This is a genomic window from Bradyrhizobium sp. 6(2017) (assembly GCF_011058295.2).
Taxonomy (GTDB): domain Bacteria; phylum Pseudomonadota; class Alphaproteobacteria; order Rhizobiales; family Xanthobacteraceae; genus Bradyrhizobium; species Bradyrhizobium septentrionale.
Genome location: NZ_CP049289.2, coordinates 6069889 through 6092910, shown reverse-complemented (window position 1 = coordinate 6092910; position 23022 = coordinate 6069889). Strand labels below are relative to the sequence as shown.

The 23022-nt window shown below is 63.3% G+C and carries 24 protein-coding genes and 2 pseudogenes; 4 read left to right on the top strand and 22 right to left on the bottom strand.

Translation table 11 applies throughout. The features are described 5' to 3' along the window. Window positions 1-2: 2 nt before the first annotated feature. The 6 genes from G6P99_RS28750 to G6P99_RS28725 all read right to left on the bottom strand — a co-directional run bounded on the left by G6P99_RS28750 (window position 3) and on the right by G6P99_RS28725 (window position 4862). On the bottom strand, window positions 3-596 hold the full coding sequence (locus G6P99_RS28750; protein WP_165124289.1) for a phage head-tail connector protein: 594 nt from the start codon (window positions 594-596) through the stop codon (window positions 3-5). After that, window positions 593-1819: a phage portal protein gene (locus G6P99_RS28745; protein ID WP_165124285.1), complete on the bottom strand. Its 1227-nt coding sequence runs from the start codon at window positions 1817-1819 to the stop codon at window positions 593-595. Before G6P99_RS28745 ends, G6P99_RS28750 begins: the two co-directional genes overlap by 4 nt. Continuing rightward, the gene (locus G6P99_RS28740) at window positions 1819-2385 is read right to left on the bottom strand and encodes an HK97 family phage prohead protease (RefSeq protein WP_165124281.1); all 567 of its coding nucleotides are present in this window, start codon (window positions 2383-2385) and stop codon (window positions 1819-1821) included. Before G6P99_RS28740 ends, G6P99_RS28745 begins: the two co-directional genes overlap by 1 nt. A 14-nt stretch (window positions 2386-2399) precedes the next feature. Beyond that, entirely contained in the window at window positions 2400-3644 is a 1245-nt protein-coding gene (locus tag G6P99_RS28735) for a phage major capsid protein (RefSeq protein WP_246709799.1), read from the bottom strand. Between the two features lie 261 nt (window positions 3645-3905). Continuing rightward, window positions 3906-4472 (bottom strand): MerR family transcriptional regulator, encoded by a 567-nt coding sequence (locus G6P99_RS28730; RefSeq protein WP_165124275.1) that lies wholly within the window; start codon window positions 4470-4472, stop codon window positions 3906-3908. 114 nt (window positions 4473-4586) lie between these two features. Then, window positions 4587-4862, bottom strand: a complete 276-nt coding sequence (locus G6P99_RS28725) for a hypothetical protein (protein ID WP_165124272.1) — start codon at window positions 4860-4862, stop codon at window positions 4587-4589. A 192-nt stretch (window positions 4863-5054) separates the two neighbouring features. Here G6P99_RS28725 and G6P99_RS28720 point away from each other — a divergent pair, with 192 nt between their 5' ends. Beyond that, entirely contained in the window at window positions 5055-5333 is a 279-nt protein-coding gene (locus G6P99_RS28720) for a hypothetical protein (RefSeq protein WP_165124268.1), read from the top strand. Window positions 5334-5337: 4 nt separating this feature from the next. Here G6P99_RS28720 and G6P99_RS28715 read toward each other — a convergent pair whose 3' ends face one another. The 5 genes from G6P99_RS28715 to G6P99_RS28695 form a co-directional block, all read right to left on the bottom strand. Beyond that, window positions 5338-6984: a terminase large subunit gene (locus G6P99_RS28715; RefSeq protein WP_165124263.1), complete on the bottom strand. Its 1647-nt coding sequence runs from the start codon at window positions 6982-6984 to the stop codon at window positions 5338-5340. A gap of 178 nt (window positions 6985-7162) precedes the next feature. Then, window positions 7163-7474, bottom strand: coding sequence for an HNH endonuclease (locus G6P99_RS28710; protein WP_205751517.1), 312 nt, complete (start codon window positions 7472-7474; stop codon window positions 7163-7165). Continuing rightward, window positions 7471-7698, bottom strand: a complete 228-nt coding sequence (locus tag G6P99_RS28705; protein ID WP_165124258.1) for a hypothetical protein — start codon at window positions 7696-7698, stop codon at window positions 7471-7473. The genes G6P99_RS28710 and G6P99_RS28705 overlap by 4 nt, the downstream gene beginning before the upstream one ends. Continuing rightward, the gene (locus G6P99_RS28700; protein ID WP_165124255.1) at window positions 7698-8546 is read right to left on the bottom strand and encodes a hypothetical protein; all 849 of its coding nucleotides are present in this window, start codon (window positions 8544-8546) and stop codon (window positions 7698-7700) included. Before G6P99_RS28700 ends, G6P99_RS28705 begins: the two co-directional genes overlap by 1 nt. A gap of 42 nt (window positions 8547-8588) precedes the next feature. After that, window positions 8589-9617, bottom strand: coding sequence for a GlxA family transcriptional regulator (locus G6P99_RS28695; protein ID WP_165124252.1), 1029 nt, complete (start codon window positions 9615-9617; stop codon window positions 8589-8591). Between the two features lie 150 nt (window positions 9618-9767). On the opposite strand from G6P99_RS28695, the gene G6P99_RS28690 reads away from it, so the two are divergent. Continuing rightward, window positions 9768-10457: a DJ-1/PfpI family protein gene (locus G6P99_RS28690; RefSeq protein WP_035976644.1), complete on the top strand. Its 690-nt coding sequence runs from the start codon at window positions 9768-9770 to the stop codon at window positions 10455-10457. A gap of 75 nt (window positions 10458-10532) precedes the next feature. Further along, complete coding sequence (locus tag G6P99_RS28685; RefSeq protein ID WP_156928514.1) at window positions 10533-10889, top strand: DUF6616 family protein; 357 nt, start codon at window positions 10533-10535, stop codon at window positions 10887-10889. A gap of 51 nt (window positions 10890-10940) precedes the next feature. On the opposite strand, the gene G6P99_RS28680 is transcribed toward G6P99_RS28685, so the two are convergent. The 8 genes and pseudogenes from G6P99_RS28680 to G6P99_RS28645 form a co-directional block, all read right to left on the bottom strand. Continuing rightward, a complete protein-coding gene (locus tag G6P99_RS28680; protein ID WP_029080232.1) occupies window positions 10941-11996 on the bottom strand; it encodes a threonine aldolase family protein in 1056 nt (351 codons plus the stop codon). 17 nt (window positions 11997-12013) lie between these two features. Then, window positions 12014-13663: an ABC transporter permease gene (locus G6P99_RS28675; RefSeq protein WP_246709646.1), complete on the bottom strand. Its 1650-nt coding sequence runs from the start codon at window positions 13661-13663 to the stop codon at window positions 12014-12016. A 40-nt stretch (window positions 13664-13703) separates the two neighbouring features. Continuing rightward, window positions 13704-14654: pseudogene (locus tag G6P99_RS28670) on the bottom strand (ABC transporter ATP-binding protein); the annotation flags it as partial. Window positions 14655-14658: 4 nt separating this feature from the next. After that, entirely contained in the window at window positions 14659-15666 is a 1008-nt protein-coding gene (locus G6P99_RS28665; RefSeq protein ID WP_084518405.1) for an extracellular solute-binding protein, read from the bottom strand. A gap of 31 nt (window positions 15667-15697) precedes the next feature. Continuing rightward, complete coding sequence (locus tag G6P99_RS28660) at window positions 15698-16876, bottom strand: pyridoxal-phosphate-dependent aminotransferase family protein (protein ID WP_063618932.1); 1179 nt, start codon at window positions 16874-16876, stop codon at window positions 15698-15700. After that, complete coding sequence (locus G6P99_RS28655) at window positions 16873-17370, bottom strand: alpha-IPM isomerase (protein ID WP_029080236.1); 498 nt, start codon at window positions 17368-17370, stop codon at window positions 16873-16875. Before G6P99_RS28655 ends, G6P99_RS28660 begins: the two co-directional genes overlap by 4 nt. Then, entirely contained in the window at window positions 17367-18629 is a 1263-nt protein-coding gene (locus tag G6P99_RS28650; protein ID WP_165124246.1) for a 3-isopropylmalate dehydratase large subunit, read from the bottom strand. Before G6P99_RS28650 ends, G6P99_RS28655 begins: the two co-directional genes overlap by 4 nt. Window positions 18630-18631: 2 nt before the next feature. Continuing rightward, window positions 18632-19312, bottom strand: a complete 681-nt coding sequence (locus G6P99_RS28645) for an RraA family protein (RefSeq protein WP_029080238.1) — start codon at window positions 19310-19312, stop codon at window positions 18632-18634. Window positions 19313-19403: 91 nt separating this feature from the next. Here G6P99_RS28645 and G6P99_RS28640 point away from each other — a divergent pair, with 91 nt between their 5' ends. Beyond that, the gene (locus tag G6P99_RS28640; protein ID WP_051346150.1) at window positions 19404-20138 is read left to right on the top strand and encodes an IclR family transcriptional regulator; all 735 of its coding nucleotides are present in this window, start codon (window positions 19404-19406) and stop codon (window positions 20136-20138) included. Window positions 20139-20189: 51 nt separating this feature from the next. Here G6P99_RS28640 and G6P99_RS28635 read toward each other — a convergent pair whose 3' ends face one another. The 3 genes and pseudogenes from G6P99_RS28635 to G6P99_RS28625 form a co-directional block, all read right to left on the bottom strand. Then, the gene (locus G6P99_RS28635; protein WP_256434686.1) at window positions 20190-21812 is read right to left on the bottom strand and encodes a xanthine dehydrogenase family protein molybdopterin-binding subunit; all 1623 of its coding nucleotides are present in this window, start codon (window positions 21810-21812) and stop codon (window positions 20190-20192) included. 52 nt (window positions 21813-21864) lie between these two features. Further along, window positions 21865-22449, bottom strand: a pseudogene (locus G6P99_RS28630) (molybdopterin cofactor-binding domain-containing protein); the annotation flags it as partial. A gap of 113 nt (window positions 22450-22562) precedes the next feature. Next, window positions 22563-23021 (bottom strand): (2Fe-2S)-binding protein, encoded by a 459-nt coding sequence (locus G6P99_RS28625; RefSeq protein ID WP_029080240.1) that lies wholly within the window; start codon window positions 23019-23021, stop codon window positions 22563-22565. Window position 23022 lies beyond the last annotated feature (1 nt).

Sequence of the window (23022 nt, the reverse complement as noted above, 5' to 3'; positions counted from 1 at the left end):
GCTTACCTCGTTCTGAAATTGCGGAATTGCACGAGGAGCCCTCGCACATCGGGCGGCAGATGATCGCTGCCGCCGAAATAGCTCGCGCTGGAAATGTTGTCCGACATTTCCGAGCGAACCATTGGATCGCGATCGGCAGACATATAGTAGGATTTCACGAGCTGGACGCAGGCGTGTTGCAACGCATCCGGCGCGGAAGTCGGGAGATCAAAGCCGGCGCTGTAGACGACGGTGATTTTGTGTCGGGACCAGTGGCAGGGCCGGTCACCATAAAGCCGGCTGACAATGCCGCTGTCGTTCGCGACTTCATAATCGGTATTCGCAAGCGCATCTGCGCCCTCGGTGATCGACGTGATTTCGATCACGGGATAACGCGACAATATCAGCTCGCCGAGATATTTATCCGGCCGGAACTGTTCGGTCACTGTTTCCAGCGCAAATGTCCGCCGGCAATGCCGCGCGATCACGTCGGAGGCTCGATTAACGAACGCAGTCAGCGCGGCATCATCACTGTTATCTGTGATGCTAAGCGCGCTTCGCGCCGTCGACACGTCAATCAGGTTGAATTTTGTGGCCGGCGTGGTGACCGTGATCATGGCTGCGCGACTCCGCGATCGGCCACGGGCTGGCCGGTTTGTTCCTGTTGCATGTTGGCCGGGGCGAAATATTCGTCGCCGCCAGCATCCTTGCGCGGGTTTGCCTTTTCAAACTTGCGGAGCTCGTTTGCGTTGTAGATTCCGGTCTCACGGGCAATGCGGTATGCTTGGAACCGTGTCAGCATGTCCCCGCGCAAAAGCAGATCGCAGTCAAATTCGACTTCATAGGTCCGCCGCCCGATCGCAGTGAACAGTGAGTGGCAGATCAGCTTTTCCCACTTGTTGAGCCATGGCTGCATCGTGTGCGAGTAAAACCATCGCCCGACCTCGGAGATGCTCGAATAGTTGCCGCCTTCGAATTCGCCGATTACGGGCGGCGGGACCCGATAAATCCGCGCTAGAGCCATAGTAGAGAACTTGCGGCTCTCGAGCATTTGCGCGTCGTCCGGCGAGACCGAAATTTGCTGCCACTTGAGCCCTTCCTCGAGCACGGCAACCGAACCAGCCTTGTCGGCGCCGCTGTATGTTTGCTTGAAATCTTTCTGCAGCCGGTCAGCGGCTTCCGCGCCGATCGCCTCGGGATGGCTAAGAATGCCGGACATCGCGGCGCCATTCTTGAAGGTCGACGCGGCGTAGCGTTCGGTCGCAATCGCACTGCCGAACGTCTCGCGTGCGCGAGCCAGCCGGGACTTGCCGACAATACCATCATCACTGCGGTCCTTTAGGTGCAGCATTTCCTCGGGTAGGAAGCGCCTAGTCCCGCCCTGGCGTAGCGAAACGTCGTAGGCATATCGGCCGGTTCGCGGGATCTCGACAAGCGACACAAGGTCGGGATGGAAAGGATCAAGGCCGATCGGCTCGCCGCGATTGTTGCGGCGAATGCCGGCGTAGCTGTTGCCGCGCAAAAGGCAATGCGCCGTCATCATCTCGATAAATTCCGGCGCCGTTTGCCACTCGTTCGGACCATCGGAGAACAGACGCGCAACCGGATGGTCCGGCGCTTCGACGCGCGAGCCGTCCGGGAGTTTTTGATATACGTGCAGCGGCAACATGCCGGCCGTTTCCGAGATCGCGGTGGTGCACGCGGTCACCACGGAAAGATTTTCTGCAAGGTGAACGGTCGTCGCGACGCCGGCATCTGCGCCGTAGTCAGTACCCGTGCGCAGCAAATCCCATGTTGTAGGAGCGGAGCGCTTTTCCGTTGAAATGACGGCGGCTTCCATTAGACGGTCTCCAAGAATCGCCGCAATGCTTTGACTGCGAGGCGGCGGGCGGGTTGCTGGAATTTTTCAAGGGACCGCAGTGCGACCGACGTATCGACGTAAGCCGGTTGAGCCGTGATCGTGACCTCGTGCAGGTTCACGTCGAGTAATTCGCGAATGACCTTTTCGCCGCGCACTTCCCATCGATCGCCGTTCTTCGGCGTCGAGAAGGCGAAAGACGCGCCGCGCACGTCACCACGCTGGACGCTGACAAGCAGGTCGCGGGCTGCGCTAGTTTCGGGAACATCGATCTCGAATGCTAGTCCGCGCTGATCTTCCGATAGGCGCAGCGTTCCGGCCGATCGGCGGCCGAGCACGAGCTGCGGCATGTGCTGGACAAGCGCGAGTTGATCGTAGTCGACCGATGCCAGGGACCGGGCGAATGCGCCCGGTCGAATGATTTCGGTGAAGCCGCCCAAATCCTGAGACGGTGAATTAAAGACGGCCGCGTGACCGACGAGCCGGGGCGATTTTTTGTCACCGCCGGCCCGAAGTTCAAGGGCGACCCGACGCTCAAACGTCGTCATGGTCATTGCTCCGATCAGGTTGTAACACCGTCTTCGAACGCGAACGCTTCGCCGTGGCGGACCGCGACATCAACGTCCTTCATTGCCCGCACCAGCACGCGACCCTTGGCGTAGGCCGTGGTCTCGTAGGGATTGAGGAGAATGTCGACGCCGGTCCATGACGCGATCAGGAGCTGCGACCAGTCGCCAAAGATGATCGTGCCGCCGACTGCCGGCGAATCGCCGGGGACCGAACCGGGCAGGGCGTTGGTCGAATACGCAGCATAGCCCGCCAATTCGTTGACGGCCTCCATCAGCATGACGCTATCGGTGCTGGCGACCTTCGCCGTGCTCCGCAGCTTCTTTTTGACATAGGGGTTCATCACCCAGCCCAGAGAGCCGCCAAGCGCGTTGTCACCTTCCACTGCCGCGATGAAGGCTAGAATATCCTCCCACGTCGGCGTGCCATCCTGCGCCATGTCATTGACGCCGGTCGCGTGCAAGATGCCGGTCGGAGTGTTGCTGGTGCCGTCGCCGGTCATTGCCTTCTGGTCGATCGCCTGGGCGATGATCTGAGCAAGATCGTTCCGAACGATCTGCTCGATCGAGGGCGAGGCATTCAACAGCGTCCGGCGCGAATACGAAGTCATCGCGCCGACCGTTTTCGGCGTCAGGTTCACGTCGTCGAAGCTCGCATCAGTTTCGGTAAGCGAGCCATCTTCGGCGACCCACTGCGCGGAGCTGGAGCCGGTCTGGCGCGGGATATCGATCGGCGAACCGACGAGACCGTCCAAATACGTTGCGCCGAGCCGCTGCGCCACCAGCGAATTGCGCAGGCGATCAATGAACAAATCCGCGCGGTGCGGATTCGGCACGAGATCGGCGGCGCTGGAGCCGACAAGCAAGGTTCGTTGTTCCTGCAGGAACACCTGATCGGGAACGGCGAGGCCTTCGAACTTCCGGCCGCTGCGCTTGGCGACTTCGGCGCTGATCTCGCGCTCGAAACCGATATCAACACCACCGCCGCCGAGATCGGCCGGCAGCAGGCCACGAATAGCTTTGGTGATCGAGAAGTCGCGGGCGCGCTCCTCATACTGACCGTCGCCGAGGCGACCATGCATGATCGCGGGCGCGCTGCGCTCGGCGTCGGCCAAGGTCTGGGCGCGGCCGATTTTCTTGTCGAGATCGGCGATTGACGTTTTGAGATCGCCAAAGGTCTTTTCCTCGGCGGGCGTCAGGTCGCGCTTCTCAGTTTCGGCGAGATCAGCCAACGCGCGCATATTGGTGACGGCGGTAGTGCGAGCCTCTTGCAGTTCATGTAGCTTAAGCATTCTCTATCTTTCTGAGCTGTGCCGTCATCACGACGGGCGGATTAAGTTCTATCGGACCGGCGAACCGGCACTGAGCTTTGCCGTCATCACGACGGGGAATAGCTGCGGCGTCTTCGTTCGGAATTGAGGTACCCAGACGCGGGTCGATCCTCCCGGCTTCCGAATAAAGTTGGCCGCGCCGCGCGACCTCGCGATTTTGCCGAGAGAAATTCACTCCTGATCGTCCTGACCCTCGTTAACGCTCTCGTTGGCGCGCTCAAAGGCGGTGCGGAGAATGGTTTCGACGTCTATCGTCAGAAAGACCGGTGCGGGCTCAATCTCCCGGCGCAACGCGGCAATGCCGCTCGGCAGACCGGGGTTGAAACCCTTGTTGCGAATCGAGTCGATCTTGCTGTCGTAGAGAGCGACATGACGTATCCGCCAGTCGTCACCCTCCTGAACGAGATGAAGCCGCTGATTGCTCCAAATGGATGCCAACACGCCTGCCGGCATGTTCTCCGGATCTTTCAAGCGGAGCAAATCCGGGAAAAAATCGGTCATGATCTTGTTGGCGATGTTGCTGGCGGTCGGAACGCTTACGCCCCAACTCACGAGTGAGCGGACAAGAGCAAGGATCGCGATGTCAATGAAGCTGTACTCGGTCCAGCCGCCTTCCTGCTGCGGCGTGTGGATGTTCACGACGCCGCGCTGGAGCCAATTGCGAAGCGTCTTAGGCGTCGTGTTGATGGCGTAGGCAGCGTCCGAGAAGCGGAGCTTCCGAGCCAAGGTCGCGTTCATTGAAACGTTCTCCAGCGAGTACGTTTCAGTACGTACTCCTATGGGAACGTTTCTGCAAGAGAAAATTACTCTTATGGGTACTTCTTGTGGACGGCCGGTATTTGCTTCAAATTTTCAGTGTCTTACGGGTTTAACGTCGCTATTGAGCGCCTGCAGAGCGAACATCGCTTGGAGATGTTTGTTCAGCAGTTCGTTGCGCCTCCGTGTAGCAGCATGTTTTTCGCGGATAGTGCCCTGTCGGACTTTGTTGATTAGATATTCGAACGCTGCCCTATTCAGTTGAGCAAATTCGTCTGTCTCGGCGCGACTGAGCCCGATCAAAACCCGGCCCTCGCGCGGGTCCAAGTGAAAATGTGTTTCGTCGTAGAACAGGAAATCAGGATCACCCATAGAGCGTTCGCCCCTTGACCAAAGAGTCCCGAGAGGCGCAGCATAGCGCCGCGACCGAGCGTTTGCACCGCCCGGCCGCGACTTGCCATCAACAGCCGTAGACGGGCCACCGATGACCGACTCAATCCATATCACAACTCTGTTCGGCTGCCCGCCTAGGCGCGATCAACGCAAAGGAAGGGATAGTTTGTCATGACCACTACCGTGAGGACGAAGCGACGCGCCAAATCAGCTTCTAAGCCGACCGTTCGGCCGGCTGAGCTCCGCAGAGTAATCGACGATCTCTATAGTCGGCTCAATGATCAGATGTATGTGGCGGAAGCACTTCAAAAGGCAGCGCGACCGAACGGCGAAACCTTGGTCGCCGCCTACCCCATGCTCAAGGTGATTGAACTTGCAGCCGCCGCCCACGCCGCCGCGGTTAAGGAGATGTGGTCGATCGCTCTCCGTGCGCGGAATTACCGGCCATGAGGCGTCAACGGGCGACCACTGATAGCAACCCTCGCGTAGCATAAACGCTCTTTGCTTTCGGCGCGGTCTTCACGGCCGCGCCGATTGCCATTGTGGCAGCGATAAGACCGTCGATCCTGCCAGTCGCGCGCTCTTTGACCAGCTTCCGCGCACCAGTCGGGTCAGACACAGTAACGGCATTCGACACGCACATGTCGAGAACCGGATGACCGGGGTGGCGTAGCTGCCGACGCAACACGGCGGTTTCAACGGCATCGATCGCCGGTCCCATGTCGCGCCAGCCCTGGCCGTGCTCCACGAGCTCCATCTTGATTCCATCTTCGACCATCAGCCGCTTAATTTCGTCTAGGCGCCAGCGATCGGCCGCGCAAAACTGCACGTCGAATTCCTTAGTCAATTCGCCCAGCCGATGAACCACAAAGGTTTTGTCGATCGCGCGCCCGGGTGTCGTCTCGATATGACCTTGCCGCGCCCATAGGCGGTACGGAACATGATCGCGGCGCTCCGCTTCCTCCAAATTGTCAGCCGGCATCCAGAACCACGCCATGAGATCGTTGGTCGCAGGAAACCACGCGGCGAGGGCGGTTAGATCGGTTGTTGAGCTGAGATCCAGCCCGAGGATGCAGCGTTGTTTCGACCACTGCATCTGACCGAACAATCCCGCCGTCATATCGACCTTGCAGGCGTTCCAGTCTTTCGCGTTGAGGAATCGCGCCGACGCATCGACCGGCTGATTGAGATACAGCAAACGGAACGATGGCTCGCGCGCCGGCAGCGACTTGGCCTGCTCTGCAGCCGATTGCATTTCCTCCATTGAGCGGAAATCGCCGAGCGCGGGATTGCAGGCCCGCCACGTTTCCGGCGACCACGGATCAGCGTCATCGGGTGCCGCAAAAATTACTGGCAGGAATGTATCGTCAACGATCGTGCCGTCGAGCACGCGCCGGCCGTACTGCACCAGCTCCGACATCACACTGTTTTTGTCGTGACTCTGCGTCGAGATGGTCATAAACAACGGCTCGGCGCGCGCCGCGCCGCCCGTCGTCAGGGCATCGTACAAATCGCGTTTGGGCCATTGAGCCAGCTCATCCATCACGGCAAACGAGACGTTGAGACCGTGCGCTTTCTTCGCGTCCGATGAAAGCGCCTCATAGGTGCTTCCCGTCTCGACATCTTCGAGCGTTTTCGAGTGTTCGCGGATGATGATTCGATCCATGAGCTTTTGGTCGCCGCGGACGAATGCAATTAACTCCTTCAGGATCAGCGCCGCTTGCTTCCGATCGGCGGCGGCGGAATAGACCTGGCCGCGCTGTTCGGCTTCCGGCCCGACGAGATGACAGAGCGCGAGCGCTGCGGCGAGCTGCGTTTTTCCATTTTTTCTCGGGATCGTAAGCAGCACTTGGCGCTTGATGCGCCGGCCGTTTTCATCGACCGCATAGATTGCCTCGATTATTTCGGTTTGCCACGGCCGCAGTTTGAACGGTTGGCCGGCGAAGACGCCGGATGTAATACGCAAGCCCTCGACAAAGCGCACGACGCGCTGCGCGCGCGTCAATCCTTCGGCCTGCCACGCTTCCAAATCCGATTTTTTCTTTCCCTTGGGCTTGCTGGCCGTCCTGACCGGCTTTGCTCCGATGCCTCTTAATCCCATGATATTGCTCTGAAAAGTAAGTGTGTCCCGATCTCCCCCAGCGGTCCCAGACCCCCAAAGTTCGTATTGTTCGAACCCCCATACGCCTGCGTCATCACGGCAGGCTTTCTTATGTCTCGCAGGCTTTGAGACTTAGTTGCGCAGCAGCTCGGCAAGGCATTGTCTCCAGACAGCGGCATCACTTGCCCCCCGTGTGCCAAGGATGGTTGGGATCGCGCGGCGTTCCGTCTGCAAAGCAACCCTTCACAACGAGGCGGCCACCGTTGCGGCGTCGACCATCGCCCATCTCTTTGATTTGCCTATCGTGCCAATCACACAGGGAGCGCGTGTTTTCGACCGTATCCGGTCCGCCTTTGCGCCGCGTGATGATGTGGTCGACGACCTTTGCAGGCTGGCCGCAGCCGCGCACTACACAGGTGAAGCCATCCACCATCAGTCGTGCTTTACGCAGCCGGCGCCAATGAGCCGTCTTGTAATACGGATCACTCAAAACAGCACCCGTGCGCCAAGGAAGTCGCCCAATGTCGCTGCCGCGACATCTGCGTTCTGACGATCAGCGATATGGGCCGACTGCCACCAGAGTTCACCCGATTTAGATCGATAGGCCAAAACGTAGACCTCCGAGCCGTCGGTCCAATCCCGGATTGGTGCAACAGAGACCCAGCCGCCAAGTGATTGCGTTGCGAGTTTGCGAGTAGGCTTGGACTTGCGCATCAGGCTGACCTCCTCATCAGTGTTTGAGGTGGTCCGCTGCCCCTGCCGCGTTCCAATTCATCGCCAAGCCCTTCTTTCTTTCTTACTGTGTTCTTCGTGGTGCTCACCAAAATCACAGGTTTGGACCCTATGGCGCGGGCGGAGGAGGGACCGCGCTTGATCCAGGTCCGCCACTCAGGCGAGACGATCTCGACGAGGTTGGAGAGGTGCTTGCGACCACGGACCGGGCGCTCAGTGATCTTGATGTGGCTCAGCCGGCGAGCCTCATGCATGGCTGTCTGCACCGTGGTCCGACAAACGCCAGCTAGGGCGGCTATCTTGTCGATAGGGAGATCGCACACCCCCTGCCGCTTAATTTCGCCAGCGACGATGCAAAGCACCGCCCGTTGGCCTTCCGTGTAGTAGTGTCTCAGGTTGTCAGGGAGCGCGCTGGAGCCGCCCAGCATCCTGCGGCGGTCTCGTGACGCCTTCCGATCGGGAGAGCGCTGGCGCTGGCGCGGCAGGAAGCGGCTGACCCGGCCATTCAAGGTGCCAATCTTGGCGAATTTGCCGGTGATTGTGCGCTGGCTCACTGGCCGGCGGCGGGTCACGCACGAGTGCAGGTAGCTCGCCTGATCGTCATTAAGCAGGCCCGCGCCGTACTTCTCATAAATCAGACGCACAACTGCATCGAGCTGCGCCGGGCTTTGGCAGGCGTTTATGTCGTTGTAGAGCACCAACGCCGCTGTGTTTCCCAGCAACAGCGCGTTTTGCGTTTCCTCTGTAAGCCCTTGATTGTCTTGAGTGCCATTATCGACGGTTTTGCAGCTAACTACCTTGTTTTCGTTGTGGAGCGTCCAGCCTTCCAAGCTGAATACGAGGGTTCGATTCCCTTCACCCGCTCCAGCCTCCTATTTGGTGCCGCTTCGCCTTGGTGCTTGAGAACCAAAGGGATCACGGGAGTCGGGGAGGGACGCGGCTTTCGAAACGGTCGTCGCACGCCTGAGCGCGCGAGGCGGTTGGCCGTAGATCCGCAGGAAGGCGCGCCGCATGCGGTCCTTGTCTCCAAAGCCGACTTTGCGGGCAACGATGTCGATCGGCTCCGTTCCCTCCTGAATGCGCGGAAGCGCCGCTTCGGCACGCAGCCGCTCCACGACCCGGGCGGGCGTATCTCCGGTCTCCTTCAGAAAAAGGCGGGCAAACTGCCGTGCGCTGATCCGGGCCGCCGCGGCCATGCGGTCGACGGGAAGCGGTTCGTGCAGGTGCTCGCGCGCAAAATTCAATGCATCCCTGACGCGATCGGATGAGGGCTCCAGTTCAAGCAACGTCGAGAACTGCGATTGCCCACCCGATCTGCGATGATAGACCACCATGTCCCTTGCAACGGCCTTCGATACCTCGATCCCGAAATCGTCCTCGATCAACGCGAGCGTCAAATCGATGCCTGACGTGATCCCCGCCGATGTCCAGACGTTGCCATCCCTCACGAATATCTTGTCCGCATCGACGCGCACGCGCGGAAACCGCCTTTGCAACCCGGCGGCATATCTCCAATGCGTCGTAACCGATCGCCCATCGAGCAGGCCGGCGGCGGCCAGCAGGAAGGCTCCCGTGCACACGCTCGCCACGCGCCTCGCCCGCGGCGCCAACTTCCTGATCAGCGCGACGGTGTCGGCATCACCGTCGACGGCGCTGTCGGGGGCGCCTCCCACGATCAAGAGTGTGTCAACGGATCTGCCTCGCGAAGCCTTCAAGGTATGGATCGGCACGCCGGAAGCGCTCGCGATTGTGCCGCCATGGACGGAAATCACCTCGAGCCGATAGGGAGCACGATGAATCTCCGACGCCAGATTGAAGGCGCATAGGGGACCGCTGAGGTCGAGCAACTCGAAGCCCGGGAACACCAGGACCGAAACACGTCGGTTGATCTCCGCGGACATGAGATTCCTTGTAGCGGACCATGCTCACAACCGGCACCTGGTCAGGATGGCAGGATTTGCCGTTTATATGTCATTTCTGACATGAGCATTCTCGGCTAGCTTGCGCCGGATTTCAACGCGAATTCACAAATTCAGGCGAACGAGGTAGCGATGAAGGTACTGGCGCTTGCTTTTCCTGGCTTCACATTCATCGACCTGGCCGGTCCGATGCAGGCCTTCATGATGCTTCCGGGATTCTCCTCGCAGATCGTGTGGCAGGACAAGGGCATCGTCGATTCCGACGCCGGTGTCAGCGTGCAGGCGACGGAGGATTTTGGAAGTTGCTGGAAGGATCCGGACATCCTGTTCGTCCCTGGCAACACACGCTCTCTTTTCAAGCAGCTGCAGGACGACCGGACCCTCGACTTCATCGCCGGTGTCGGTAGTCGCGCCACGTGGATCACAAGCGTGTGCAACGGCTCGCTGTTGCTCGGCGCGGCCGGACTCCTGAAGGGATACAAGGCGGCCTCCTACTGGTACACGCGGGAGCATCTCGCTCTGTTCGGGGCAATTCCGACCGACGCCAGATACGTCATCGACCGCAACCGTGCGACGGGCGGCGGCATGACCGCGGGGATCGATTTCGGCCTTGCGATGATCGGCCAAATCGCCGGAGAGGCCGTCGGCCGCGTCGCCGAGTTGTCATTTGAGTACGCGCCGCGACCTCCTTTCGGAACCGGGCGCCCCGAACTGGCCGATCCTGCAACATTGGCTCACACGACGGAAATCGTGAAGCAGCTGATGCCGGTTCAAGAGTTGGAGGGTGTGAGAGCCCGCTGTTCGACGATGGGACGGCTCTAGGGGCCGTCTCGTCCGGTGCCGTAGTTTGCGGATATTCTGTGGTGTAAACCGTCGTTCTTCAGAAGGATGCGCGTCATGCAGCAAATCTTCATCGAGCTCTATAACTACCGTCCCGCCTGGGCCAAATGCCCGGAAAGCGAGAGAACCGACTTCGTGACGAAAGTGGCCGAGGCGGTCAAAGGTCTGAAGTCCGCCGGTGTCGACGTCGTCGCCTATGGTTTGAACTCTCCTGCGACCGATCGTCGTGCTCCGTACGATTTCTTTTGCGTCTATCGTGTACCGAACGTCGAGTTTCAGCGCGAGTTTGAGCGGCAGGTCGCCGCGTCGGGTTGGTACGAATACTTCGAGCAGGTGAATGTCAGCGGCGACGCCGACGACTTTGAAGCCGTGCTGCTCGGAAATGCCAGGATGGTTCGACCAGCTTCGTCCTGACTTAGGGCTGCGCATCGGTCTCCAGAATAAGCGATTACGGAATAATCGCTCTCAGCTTTCCGAGATCGCGCGATGGACGAGTGCGATGACCTCGTCCGCCTCCTGTTCGGTGCTGTCGAAGCGGGCGACGAACCGGATCACGTCCTGGCCGCGTCGCGCGAATTGCAACCCGTTCGCCGCGAGCCGGTCGATGGCCAAAGCGGGCAGGTTGACGAAAACCAGATTGGCTTCCACCGGGGCAACCAGCCGCACGTCGGGCAGAGCGGCGAGACCCGCTCCGAGGCGGGTGGCTACGGCATTGGCCTTGGCCGCGAGCCGCAGATAAAGGCGATCCTCGATGTAAGCGAGCAGCTGCGCAGCCGCAAAGCGCATCTTTGAGAAGGTCTGGCCGGCACGGCGAAGCCGATAGGACAGGGGTTCGATGAGATCCTGGTCGAACACCACGATCGCATCCGCCGACATCGCCCCGTTCTTGGTCGCCCCGAACGACAGAATGTCGACGCCGGCGCGCCAGGTCATGTCGGCCGGGCTGCAGCCGAGCCGCGCCAGCGCATTGGCGAACCGGGCGCCATCCATGTGCAGCGACAGATTCCTGTCGTGGGCGATTGCTCCAATCTCGGCGATCTCGGCGAGGGGATAGATCGTTCCATACTCGCTGGCCTGGGTGATCGACACCGCATCGGGCTGGGAGCGGTTGCGGACTCCCCAGGCCGCCCGGCCCAGCGCCTCGCGCAGGCTCGACGGCTCGATCCGAAAGTTCCGGCCGGACATGGCGACGAGCTTCGCGCCGCCGGTGAAGGCTTCGGCCGCGCCGCCTTCCGCGGTGTGGATATGCGCTTCTTCGTGACAATAGATGGCGCCATAGGGGCGCACGCAGCTCGCGAGCGACAACGCATTGGCCGCCGTACCGGTCGAGACCGGGAATACGGTGACCTCGGTCTCGAACAGCTCCGAGAAACGCGCATTCAACAACTTCGAATAATCGTCATCGCCGTAAGCGGCGGCCGGGCCGCGATTGGCCTCGGCGATCGCCCGCAGGATCTCGGGGCTGACCGGCGCGACATTGTCGCTGCGGAAATTCGGGAGCGTCGGGGCTGCTTCGTTCATACTGTCCTGTCCTGCCGTCATATCACCGTCGTTTCCTGCTTGTTGATGCGCCGGTTGATCAGAAGCAGCGGGATTGCGGTGACCAGGATGAGCACCGCCGCCGCGGCGGCCGCCAGACCCGCGCCGGTGCCCTCGATCGCATGGTACATCACGACGGTCGTGGTGACCCAGCCGCTCGCATAGAGCACAATGGTCGCGCTCAACTCGGATGCGGCGGTGATCCAGACCAGTACCAGCCCGCCGACAAGGCCGCTCGCCATCAACGGCACTGTCAGGGTCGCGAAGGTTTTGGCCGGCGAGACCCCGAGATTGATCGAGGCTTCCTCGAGCGAGGGATCGAGCTGATGCACGATTGCCGAGGAGGAGCGGATCGCGAACGGCAGCTTGCGGACGACATAGGCGATGACCAGGATCAGCCAGCCGCCCGTCAGAACCAAAGGACCGCTGTTGAACGCGATGATGAGCCCGATCGCCAGGATCGTGCCCGAGACCGCGAACGGCACCATGCCGACGAAGTCGAGCAACCCCGACAGGCGGGAGCGGTGCCGGGCCACGACATAGCCGATCGGAGCACCGATCAGCATGGTGGCGACGGCCGCGATGCTGGCGAGCGTCAGCGTGTTGAGCAGCGGCCGATAGGAGCCCGACAGCAGGGTCGCGTAATTGCCCAATCCGAACTCCCAGGTCAGGACGGGGCCGCGGAAGCGGAGGAGGGAGATCATCAGTACCGCCGCGAAAGGCAGCAGCGAGACGATCACGATGCCCCAACTCACGACCGTGGCCACGAGCCGCAGTCCCGGCGTCAGCGGCAATTTCGCGGGCGCGCTGCGCGCATTGGTCGAGAAACGGCGCTTGCCGAGATAGTGCCGTTGCACGAGAAGCGCGAGCGCCGTGCAGGCGATCAGGAGCACGCTGAGCGCGCCCGCCGCGGCCGGGTTGGCGTCGGATTCGCCGGCGAAGAGCTTGAAGATGTTGACGGCCAGGAACGGCCGGTCCTCCGCCAGCACGGCCGGCACGCCGAAATTCTCCAGCGCCTCAATGAACACCAACAGTCCGCCGGCAAGGATCGCCGGCATCACGATCGGCAGCAGCACGGTGCGGATCACATAGGGCCGTGAACCGCCGAGATTGCGCGCTGCCTCCTCCATCGAGGCGTCGACGGCCTGGAAACCGGCCAGCACGGGCATGACGACGTAGGGATAGAGCGTCAACGTGAACACGATGACGATGCCGGGCACACCATAGATCGAGCCGATCGGGATGCCGATGCCGCGCAATGCGGTGGTGACGACGCCGGCATGGCCGAACAGCAGCACCAGAGCATAGGCGCTGACGAACGAGGGCAGGACCAGCGGCAGGGACGCAAGCGTAAGCAACAGCGCGCGGCCCGGAATGTCGATCCGGGCAAGACAGAAGGCGAGCGGGATGCCGATCGCGCATGCGAAAGCCGTCGCGAGCGCGGCGCAGAACAGACTGTTGCCGATGCTGCCGAGATAGTAGCGGCTCTTCACAATCGCCGCGTAGTTCCCAAGTGTCAGGCCACCCGTGCCGTCGACCCGTATGCTGGCATCCAGAACGAGCGCCAGCGGGTAGAGCAGGAAAACCGCGAGCAGCACCAGGGCCGCCAGCGTCACGATGGTGGCAAAGCGTCGCACCGGGCGCAACATCGAGCGCCTGGCCGCCGAGCGCCGCGATCCGAATCTGGGTACCGTCCGGCAGGGTTGCGTGGAGACGCTGCATTGGACCGAGAAATTCGCGCAGCGCCAGACGCGCTTGCACACGCGGGCCATCGGAGCCGTCGCCCAGCCGCAAGGCCTCCGGCCTGACCGACAGCAACACCGGTACACCCGGCGTTGCAACTTCGCCTCTGACTGAGAACTCCGTTCCGGCTGCCGCGACATTGGTGTTGCGGCCGTCGAAGGCTCCCGCGATGCCCGGCACCATATTGGTCGAGCCGAGGAACTCGGCGACGAAGGCGGTCTGCGGCATCCGATAGATGCGCTCCGGCGTGTCCACTTGCTCGATCTTGCCGTGACGCAAGACGGCGATGCGGTCGGAGATGGCGAGTGCCTCCTCCTGATCATGCGTCACGTAGATCGCAGTCAGACCGAGCGCCTGCTGCAGCTGTCGGACCTCGATCCGCATTTCGGTGCGCAGCTGCGCGTCGAGATTGGACAGGGGCTCGTCGAACAGCAGCACGGCGGGTTCGATCACGAGCGCGCGGGCGATTGCCACGCGTTGCAGCTGACCACCGGAGAGCTGGTGTGGCGAGCGGGGACCGTAACCTGCAAGGCGCACCCGCTCGAGCGCCTTGTCGACGCGCGATGCGATCTCGGCAGGTGGGACCTTCCTGGCCTTCAGCCCATAGGCCACGTTTTCGGCGACAGTGTGGTTCGGGAAGATCGCGTAGTTCTGAAACACCATGCCGGTGTCGCGGCGATGCGCGGGCAGGGCATCGATGCGCCGGTCGTCGAACGAAATAGAGCCGGATTCGACATCGATGAAGCCGGCGATCATGCGCAGCAGCGTCGTCTTCCCGCAGCCCGAAGGCCCAAGCAGCGTGAACAGCTCGCCATGCCTGATGTCGAGCGAGATGTCGTCCACGGCCCGCACCGCGCCGAAGGTGCGGGTCAGGTTTTCAATCCGGATCCTGGTCATCGGATCAGCGCGTGTTCTGGATCGTGGTCTTCAGCCGCGCGAGCGTATCGCGCCGGGCTGCTTCCCATTTGACGTCGTCATAGGGCAGCACCTTGATCGCCGAGAAGGGCAGCATCCCGGGTGCGACTGCCTCGAGTTCGATATCCTGACGGGCAGGGCGCCGGAACGTCGCCTTCAGCAACATCTCCTGGACGTCCTTGCTGGCCAGATAGTCGACCAGCCGTTTGGCAGGCTCGGGGTTCGGTCCGCCTTTCAGGACGGCCGCGCCCTCGACGCCCGCATATGTGCCCTCGGCCGGATAGGCGACGCTCACTGGCGCACCATTATGGGCCCACAGGAAGCCGGCATATTCGAGGGTGATGCCAAGCGGATATTCGCCGCTGCCAATCCCGTCGAACAGCTGGGTCGAGCGGTTGAGCACCTTCGCATTGGCAAGCAGCCCGTCCATCTTGGTCCAGGCTGCGTCATCATCGCCCCACAGCGAGAGCAGCGTGGTCGCGGCCGCATATGAGAATCCGGAATTGGCCGGGTCGGTAAAGGCGAGCTTGCCCTTCCATTTCGGATCGAGGAGGTCGGCCCAGGATTTGGGCCCGCTGGCCTTGTCGATCGCCTTGGTGTTCTGGCCGATCACAACCACCTGGATGTTGGTGCCGAGCCAAAGGTCGTTTGGGTCACGGAATTGGGCCGGAACGGCGTCGCGGTCCTTGGCTGGGTAAGCCTGAAGGTGCGGGCTCGCCAGCCGCAGCAGCGTCGCACTGACACCCCAGATCACGTCGCCCTGCGGATTGGCGGCCTCGGAGGCGACGCGGCGCACCAGCACACCTGATCCGGTCGAGACCACGTCGACTTTAATTCCTGTCGCCTTGGCGAAGCCTTCGGCGACAAGCTTGTTCACGGTGTCGTCGTTAGCCGAATAGAGCACGACGCTCTGCTGGGCCGAGGCCAGCCCGGCCGCGAACAGCGATGCCGCGAGCGTCACGACTCGGGCGAGGATGGAGGCAGGAGATCTCATCGTGGTTCGCCCTTGCAGGTTCAGCGGTTGCTCATGTGGTTGCGGCGAGGTACTCGGTGGCCGCCTTGAGCCCGGCGCCGTGTTCGATCGGCAGGCCGAGCTTCGTGAGCGCGTCCTCGAGATGCAGAAGGTCGGTCAGGATGGTCCCCGCGCTCAAAGCACCCATCGTGCCAAACCGGATGACGCGGCCGGAGAGACGGTTTCGGGCGCCTGCGATCACCGTGCGGTGATCCTGGTAGAGCTGTCGCACGATGGCTCCGCCTTCGTGCCCGTCGGGGACCTTGAAGACCACGACCGTGCTCGAGCGCGGCTCTTCGCGGCAAAAATCTGCAAGCCCGAGCGCCGCGCCGCCGGCGCGCAGCGCGCCCGAAAGCTTCTTGTGGCGCGCGAGTACATTGGGGAAGCCTTCCTCATGCATCATCGTCAAGGCCTCACGCAGGCCATAGATATGGCTGACCGGCGCCGTGAACGGGGTCTCGTTCTGCTCCGCGGATTTCAGCGCGCGACGGAAATCCCAATAGAACACGGATCGCCCTTCGTCCTGCCCGATCACGCGCCACGCCTTGGCGCTGACGCTGGCAAGTGCGAGGCCGGGTGGGCACATCAAGGCCTTTTGCGAGGCCGAGACCACGATGTCGACGCCCCATTCGTCCTGCCGAATCTCGATGCCGCCGAGACCGCTGACGGAATCTGCGATGAGCAGCGTTGGCCGGTCGCGCATAAGCGCGCCGAGCGCCGCGAGATCGGCCACGATCCCGGTCGAGCTCTCATTGTGCACGACGACGACGGCGCGATAGGTGTGCTCGCGCAACCGAGCTTCCACCGCGGCGACATCGATCGGCTGGCCCCACTCGATCGCGACCGTGTCGACGGTGATGTTCATGGCCTTGGCGATCGTGGTGAAACGCTCACCGAATTGACCATGCTCGATCACGAGGATCCGGCTGCCCGGTCCGGCCACGTTGACGAGCGCGGCCTCCATGACGCCTGTTCCGGAGCTGGCAAAGAACAGCACGTGGTTGGTCGTGCCAAGAATCGGTCGGATCATCTCCTCCGCCTCGCCAATCGCAGTCCGGCATTCCGGCCCGCGATGGTTGACCATCACCCGAGCCATCGCCTGCCGCACCCTCTCGGGCACTTCGGTTGGACCGGGAAGCCTGAGACGGTAGCCCGTCGAGGCGATGGCGGAACGAGTATCTGTGGTGGTCATAGTTTGAAGTCACCGTTCTGACGCATGTAGGGAACGAGGCCGCCCGCGCGCAGGATCGCCAGCATGATCGGCGGCAGCGGCTCCGGGCTGAGCGTTTCGCCGCTGCGTTCGTTGCGGATCGCGCCGCTGCCGTCGGAGACCAGGATGTCGCCCTCGCGAATCCCGCCGGTATCGCAGACCAGCGGCAGCAGGCCGTTGTTGATCGCGTTGCGGTAGTAGGTGCGCGAGAAGCTTCGCGCCATCACTGCTGGAATGCCGGCTCCGAGCACCGTCGTGACCGCGACCTCCATCGCCGAGCCGCAACCGAAATTCTTGCCGGCGACCAGAATGTCTCCGGGCTGCACTGAGGCCGCGAAAGCGGGGTCGACATGCTCGAACAGGAATTGCCTGAGAACGGCGGGGTCGAGGCTCTCCCGCTTGCGGGTCGAGCTGATGATGGAGTCGGTGTTGACGTCGTCGCCAACCAGTCGCGCGCGTCCTCGCAAAACAGTCATCGCGACACCTTGCGCGGATCGGTCACGACACCGCGTGTCGCGGCGGCTGCGCAGGCAGCCGGGGAGGCGAGGTAGATCGATGCCTTAGCGTTGCCCATGCGGCCCTTGAAGTTGCGGTTGGCGGTCGAGATCACCGAAACTCCGTCTCCGGGGATCACCCCGCAGGTCCCGCAGCAGGAGCCGCAACCCGGCTCGACCAACGTCGCGCCGAAGCCGACCAGGGCTTCGAGTGTGCCATCGGCCGCCATGGCGTCGTGGACCTCGCGCGATGCCGGCGTGACCACGAGCTGCACGCCGGGCGCTACGCCTCCACCCGCCTCGAGCACCGCGAGAGCTTCATGGAAGTCGCGTAACCTGCCGCCAGTGCAGGTGCCGAGATAGACCATCTGCACCGGCGTGCCGGCCGCATCCTCGAGCGCCACCACCTGATCCACCAGATGCGGCAACGCAATCTGTGGCGCGAGCGCGTCGAGCGCGATCTCCACGGTTCGGCTGTAGCGCGCATCCGGATCCGCTGCGACCGGCTCGAAAGCCTGGCCGGTGCGGCCCTGCAGATAGGCGACGGTTTCCGCATCGGCCGGGAAGATGCCGGTCTTCGCTCCCATCTCGACCGCCAGATTGCTCAAGACGAGGCGGTCCTCCAGCGTGAGCGAGGCGATACCTGGGCCCGCGAATTCGAGTGCCTGATAGGCGGCACCGTCAGCGCCGAGCATGCCCGCGAGCGCCAGTGCGATATCCTTCGCATAGACGCCGCTCGGCAGTTGTCCGGTCAGAACGACGCGGATCGAAGCCGGCACGCGCAACCAGATCCGGCCGCACAGCATGATGGCGGCGAGATCGGACGAGCCGATCCCGGTCGCAAAGCAATTCAGCGCCCCGTATGTCACGGCATGGCTGTCGGCTCCAACGACCAGACCGCCCGGCAGCGCGCGGCCCGTCTCGACGATGAGCTGGTGGCCGATGCCTTCGCCGGCCTCATGTAATGTGACGCCGAACCGCTTGGCGAAGTCTCGCATCACGCGATGCAGTTCGATCGTCTGCGGACTCGTCGGCGGCACGTAATGGTCGAGTGCGAACACCAGTCGGGTGGGTTCGCGCACGCTCTCCCCGCCCATCGCCTTGAAATAGTCGAGCGCCATCGGAACCGAACCGTCGGTGCCGAGCGCGCAATCGACCTCGCAGACGACGAGGTCCCCGGCGCGGGCATCCTGCCCGGATTTTCGAGCGAGGATCTTCTCGGAGATCGTGCGCCCGGCCATCGCTAGACCTCTGGCATCTCGCAGCCGAGACGGCGGAGCGAGGCATCGACCCAGCTACGATCGAGCGTACCGGCTTCGATCGCCGCCATTTGCTTGGCCTCGGCAGTCTGCTTGGCTTCAGCAGCCTCGATCACCGCTCGGCAATCGTCGACGGCGACGGCCAGCACGCCATCATCGTCGCCCAGCATCAAATCGCCGGACTGGATGACGATGCCGCCGATCGCGATCGGTCCGTTGATCTCGCCCGGACCGTCCTTGTACGGACCGCGATGGGTGACGCCCGCCGCGAACACGGGAAGCGGGTTTGCCCGGATCGCGCCGGCATCGCGGATCGCGCCATGGATAACGATACCGGCGACGCCGCGCCGGGCCGCCTGCGCGAGCATCATCTCGCCGAAGATTGCGTTGCTGAGGTCGCCACCCGCGTCGACCACGATGACGTCGCCGGTAACCGCCAAGTCGAGCGCCTTGTGGACCATCAGATTGTCGCCGGGGCGGGTCTTCACGGTCAGAGCGGGACCGGCCATGCCGCCAGCCGCATGCATCGGCCGGAGCGAGGCGCCGCCCGAGGCCATGCGTGACATCACATCACTGATATTGGCGACCGGAAGGACACGTGCCCGCTCGACCCATTCGCCCGCGACGACCCGCGTGCGGGAAAGGATCCTGAACCCTACGGCCATGCTGAACCCCATTGAAAATGGAACGCCGTTACGCATAGTGTAATGGCAACGCGCCGAGGTCAACCCGGAATCGGCGAGACAGGGGATTTCGATGCCCAAGACGCAGGGGGTCGCCGCCGTGCAACGCGCGCTGGCGATCCTGGATACCTTCGCTGGAGCCGGGTCGCGCAGCCTGGCCGACATCGCCAGGATCACGGGTCTGGCGAAGCCGACCGTAATGCGCTCGCTGGTGTCGCTGGATGAAGCCGGCTACGTCGTTCGCCTCAGCGACGGCCGCTACGCGCTCGGTGCAAAGACTTTCCAGCTCGGCACCACCTATCGGGCCAATTTCAATCTCGAACAGCACGTGCTGCCGGTGCTGCAGCGGCTAAGCCAGGAGACGTTGGAGAGCACTGCGTTCCATGTGCGCGAGCGCGATAGCCGGCTCTGCCTGTTTCGGGTGGATTCGCCCCAGCTCGTGCGCGACGTCGCGCGGCCGACAAATCTTGCGCCGCTCGATTTGACCTCGACGGGACAGGTGCTGCGGACCGCCCGTTTTGCGGATCGCACGAATAGCGGTGTGCATGTGTTCGTCAGTTCGGGAGTCTACGACGCCGTGACGGCCTCGCTCTCCACCGCCGTCTTCGGACACGACGGCGCGCTGATGGGGGCGATGACGGTGAGCGGCCCCATCGAACGTATCCGCCGGACCGACCTGCAGGCGCTGGCGTCCCGCCTCACCGACGCATCGCATCAGCTCTCGCTTGTGCTCGGGGCGCCATTGCCCCGGGAGGTGGGCGCGCTGCGGATCATCAGCCTGCCATCGGCCGAAACAGTCTCTCCGTAATGCCGCTGGTCGGGTCGAACCTGACGGCGCGGGTTGGAGCTCACTCAGTTTTCACGAGCGATCCGATTGGTTGTGAGGGCGGACGAGATTGTCCGCCCAGGCCGCTGCGATGTGCGTCAATGCGAGGTCCTGTTTGCTGTCGAGCAGCAGCTCGAGCACGCGCGGCGGCGTCAGCGGCAATTCCTGGACGCGCTTTCCCGTCGCGTTTGCCACCGCACATGCCACGGCCGCGCCGACATTCAGGATCGGAACCTCGCCCGCGCCCTTGGTGCCGAGAGGCCCGATCGACGGCGCGCCCTCGTAGAGGCTGATCTCGACCGGGACGACGTCCTGCGCCAGCGGCACGCGGTAGGTCTCGAAGCCGTTCTGGCAGACCCGGCCGTTGGCGCCGATCGTCACCTCCTCGTGCAGGGCGTAGCCAAGTCCCTGCACGACGCCGCCCTGGATCTGGCCGTGGATCGCGCGCGGGTTCAGTGCGCGGCCGACATCCTGGACGACGCGATAGGCGAGCACCTCGACATGGCCGGTCTCCGGGTCGACCGCGACCTCGCAGTCATGGACGGCGAAGATCGGGATATCGATCGCGCCGATGAAGTGACCGGCAACGCATCCCGGCATCGCCTGCACGCCGGCTCCGGTGAAGGCGCCGGTGCCGGAGATCGGACCGATCTGCGCCTGGGCGCGCGCCGCGACCTCGGCGATGGTGCGGCCGGACCCCGGCGCGCCGGCGATCTCGATCCGTCCCTGGCGTATCACGAGGTCTTCAGGCGCCGCCTCGATCAAGTCGGAGGCGACCTTGAGCAGCTTGGTGCGAACCTCCTGCGCGGCCGACAGGCTCGCGGCGCCGAGCGAGACCGTGGTGCGGCCGCCGCCCACGCCGACATCATAGCCGGCGGCGTCGGTGTCGGCGGCGCGCACGATCACGGTTTCGGGGGCAATGCCGAGGGTGCTGGCAACGATCTGGGGCAGGCTCTGCATCATCGAGCCCGAACCGATCTCGACGCCCGACGTCACCAGCGTCGCCGTGCCATCGGCATTCATGTTCACGGTCGCCGCCGACGGGCCGACAAAGACGAACCAGGTGCCGACCGTGGTGGCGCGGCCGAACAGCCGGCCATCCGCAAGCGTGCGCGGCGCTGCGGCCGCATCCCGCAGCGTGTCCATCCGCTGCAGCATCGGCCCGAGCACGCTGCCCTCGAACACCTGACCGGTGGCGCCGAGATCGCCGTCGCCGAGCACGTTGCGGCGGCGGAAAGCAAGGGGATCCATGCCGATCCGCGCCGCGATCTCGTCGGTGTGCCGCTCCAGCGCGAAGGTGTTGTAGACACCGTTGCAGCAGCGGAACGCGCCGTTCGGCGCGGTGTTGGTGTAGACCGCACGCGACACCAGCCGCACCGAACCGAGCCGGTAGTTGCCGCCGAGTGTGTGCGCGGTCATGGTGGTGAGGAAGATTTGTTCGCCGCCATATGCTCCGCAGTCCATCAGCACGACGGCTTCGCGCCCGACGATCTCGCCGTCGCGCGTCACGGCCGACCGGATGCGGATCTCGGCATTCTCGCGGAACAAGCAGGTCAGCATTTCCTCCTCGCGCGAATTGACCAGACGTACCGGCCGTCCGCTGGCGCGGGCGAGCAGGGCGGCGAATGGTTCGATCGCGAGGTCGAAGGCCGCCACCGACCGGCGGCACCGTGACCCGCACCTGCGATGGAGCAACACCCAACAATCGCGCGGTTGCATTGCGGACGGTCCATGGGACCTGGGTCGACGTCTCGATGTGGAAACGGCCGTCCTCATAGTCGGCGACGACTGCGCGCGGCTCGAAGGCGACGTGGTTCTGGCGTCCGACGCGGAACGTGCTTTCGACGATCTCGACGTCCGGCCGAGCGAAGGCGCCATCGACATCGCCGCGGACCACGGTCGCCTCCCAGGCGACGTTGCCCGCGCGTGCGCCGCCTTCGAGCAGGATCTCATGCTCGTGCCAATCGGGGTGAACGAGCGCCGCTTCGGGTGCGAGCGCCTCGGCCATGCTGAGCACGGCCGGCAGCGGCGCGATCTCGACCTCGATCGCAGCCAGCGCGGCCTGCGCCTGGGCAAGCGTGCCGGCGGCAACCGCGGCCAGCGGCTCGCCGTCGTAGCGGATCACCTCGCGCGCGAATAATGGGTGGTCGGCGATGCCGATGCCGATCTTGCCGGGCGCGTCGGCAGCCGTCACGACGGCGCGCACGCCGGGCATGCGCGCTGCTTTAGCGGTGTCGAGGCGAACGATCCTTCCTGCCGGAACGCTGGCGCGCAGCACCGCCGCGTGCAGCATGCCGGGCAAGTAACGATCGATGGTATAGCGCGTGCGGCCGCGCAGCTTGTCGCTTGCATCGCGGCGCCGGAGATCCATGGTCGCTGAAACATCGGCCATCGCTGCGCCTCCCATCAAGTCGCCGCGAGCGCCAGCACGGCGGCGTCGATAATCCGCTCATATCCGGTACAACGGCAGATGTTGCCGGTCAGCGCCGCGCGGATGTCGTCGCGCGTTGCGCCTGATGTGGTCGTCAGAAGATGCGTCAGGGTCACCACCATGCCGGGAAAGCACATGCCGCATTGAACTGCATCGCAGGTCTCGAGCGCCTGCTGGATCGGGTTGAGCGCACCACCGCCGGCGAGGCCTTCGACCGTGCGGATCTCGCGATCCGCTGCGAGCGCCACCGGCATCAGGCATGAGGGCGCGGGCTTGCCGTCGACCAACACCATGCAGGCGCCGCAGAAACCTTCGCGGCAGACCGGCTTGGCGCCGGTCAGGTGAAACTCCTCGCGCAGGACGTCGACGAGAGGCGTGACGGGATCGGCGGTCGAGGCGAGGCGATCGCCGTTGACGCTCAGGGTGAAGACCATG

Coding starts and splice junctions, on each gene's coding strand:
- G6P99_RS28745 (WP_165124285.1), bottom strand. CDS start 1,819: ATGGAAGCCGCCGTCATTTCAACGGAAAAGCGCTCCGCTCCTACAACA.
- G6P99_RS28625 (WP_029080240.1), bottom strand. CDS start 23,021: ATGGTCTTCACCCTGAGCGTCAACGGCGATCGCCTCGCCTCGACCGCC.
- G6P99_RS28685 (WP_156928514.1), top strand. CDS start 10,533: ATGCAGCAAATCTTCATCGAGCTCTATAACTACCGTCCCGCCTGGGCC.
- G6P99_RS28680 (WP_029080232.1), bottom strand. CDS start 11,996: ATGAACGAAGCAGCCCCGACGCTCCCGAATTTCCGCAGCGACAATGTC.
- G6P99_RS28715 (WP_165124263.1), bottom strand. CDS start 6,984: ATGGGATTAAGAGGCATCGGAGCAAAGCCGGTCAGGACGGCCAGCAAG.
- G6P99_RS28660 (WP_063618932.1), bottom strand. CDS start 16,876: ATGACCACCACAGATACTCGTTCCGCCATCGCCTCGACGGGCTACCGT.
- G6P99_RS28665 (WP_084518405.1), bottom strand. CDS start 15,666: ATGAGATCTCCTGCCTCCATCCTCGCCCGAGTCGTGACGCTCGCGGCA.
- G6P99_RS28695 (WP_165124252.1), bottom strand. CDS start 9,617: ATGTCCGCGGAGATCAACCGACGTGTTTCGGTCCTGGTGTTCCCGGGC.
- G6P99_RS28725 (WP_165124272.1), bottom strand. CDS start 4,862: ATGGGTGATCCTGATTTCCTGTTCTACGACGAAACACATTTTCACTTG.
- G6P99_RS28675 (WP_246709646.1), bottom strand. CDS start 13,663: ATGTTGCGCCCGGTGCGACGCTTTGCCACCATCGTGACGCTGGCGGCC.
- G6P99_RS28720 (WP_165124268.1), top strand. CDS start 5,055: ATGACCACTACCGTGAGGACGAAGCGACGCGCCAAATCAGCTTCTAAG.
- G6P99_RS28655 (WP_029080236.1), bottom strand. CDS start 17,370: ATGACTGTTTTGCGAGGACGCGCGCGACTGGTTGGCGACGACGTCAAC.
- G6P99_RS28735 (WP_246709799.1), bottom strand. CDS start 3,644: ATGCGCGCGTTGGCTGATCTCGCCGAAACTGAGAAGCGCGACCTGACG.
- G6P99_RS28730 (WP_165124275.1), bottom strand. CDS start 4,472: ATGAACGCGACCTTGGCTCGGAAGCTCCGCTTCTCGGACGCTGCCTAC.
- G6P99_RS28640 (WP_051346150.1), top strand. CDS start 19,404: ATGCCCAAGACGCAGGGGGTCGCCGCCGTGCAACGCGCGCTGGCGATC.
- G6P99_RS28645 (WP_029080238.1), bottom strand. CDS start 19,312: ATGGCCGTAGGGTTCAGGATCCTTTCCCGCACGCGGGTCGTCGCGGGC.
- G6P99_RS28750 (WP_165124289.1), bottom strand. CDS start 596: ATGATCACGGTCACCACGCCGGCCACAAAATTCAACCTGATTGACGTG.
- G6P99_RS28740 (WP_165124281.1), bottom strand. CDS start 2,385: ATGACGACGTTTGAGCGTCGGGTCGCCCTTGAACTTCGGGCCGGCGGT.
- G6P99_RS28705 (WP_165124258.1), bottom strand. CDS start 7,698: ATGCGCAAGTCCAAGCCTACTCGCAAACTCGCAACGCAATCACTTGGC.
- G6P99_RS28650 (WP_165124246.1), bottom strand. CDS start 18,629: ATGGCCGGGCGCACGATCTCCGAGAAGATCCTCGCTCGAAAATCCGGG.
- G6P99_RS28690 (WP_035976644.1), top strand. CDS start 9,768: ATGAAGGTACTGGCGCTTGCTTTTCCTGGCTTCACATTCATCGACCTG.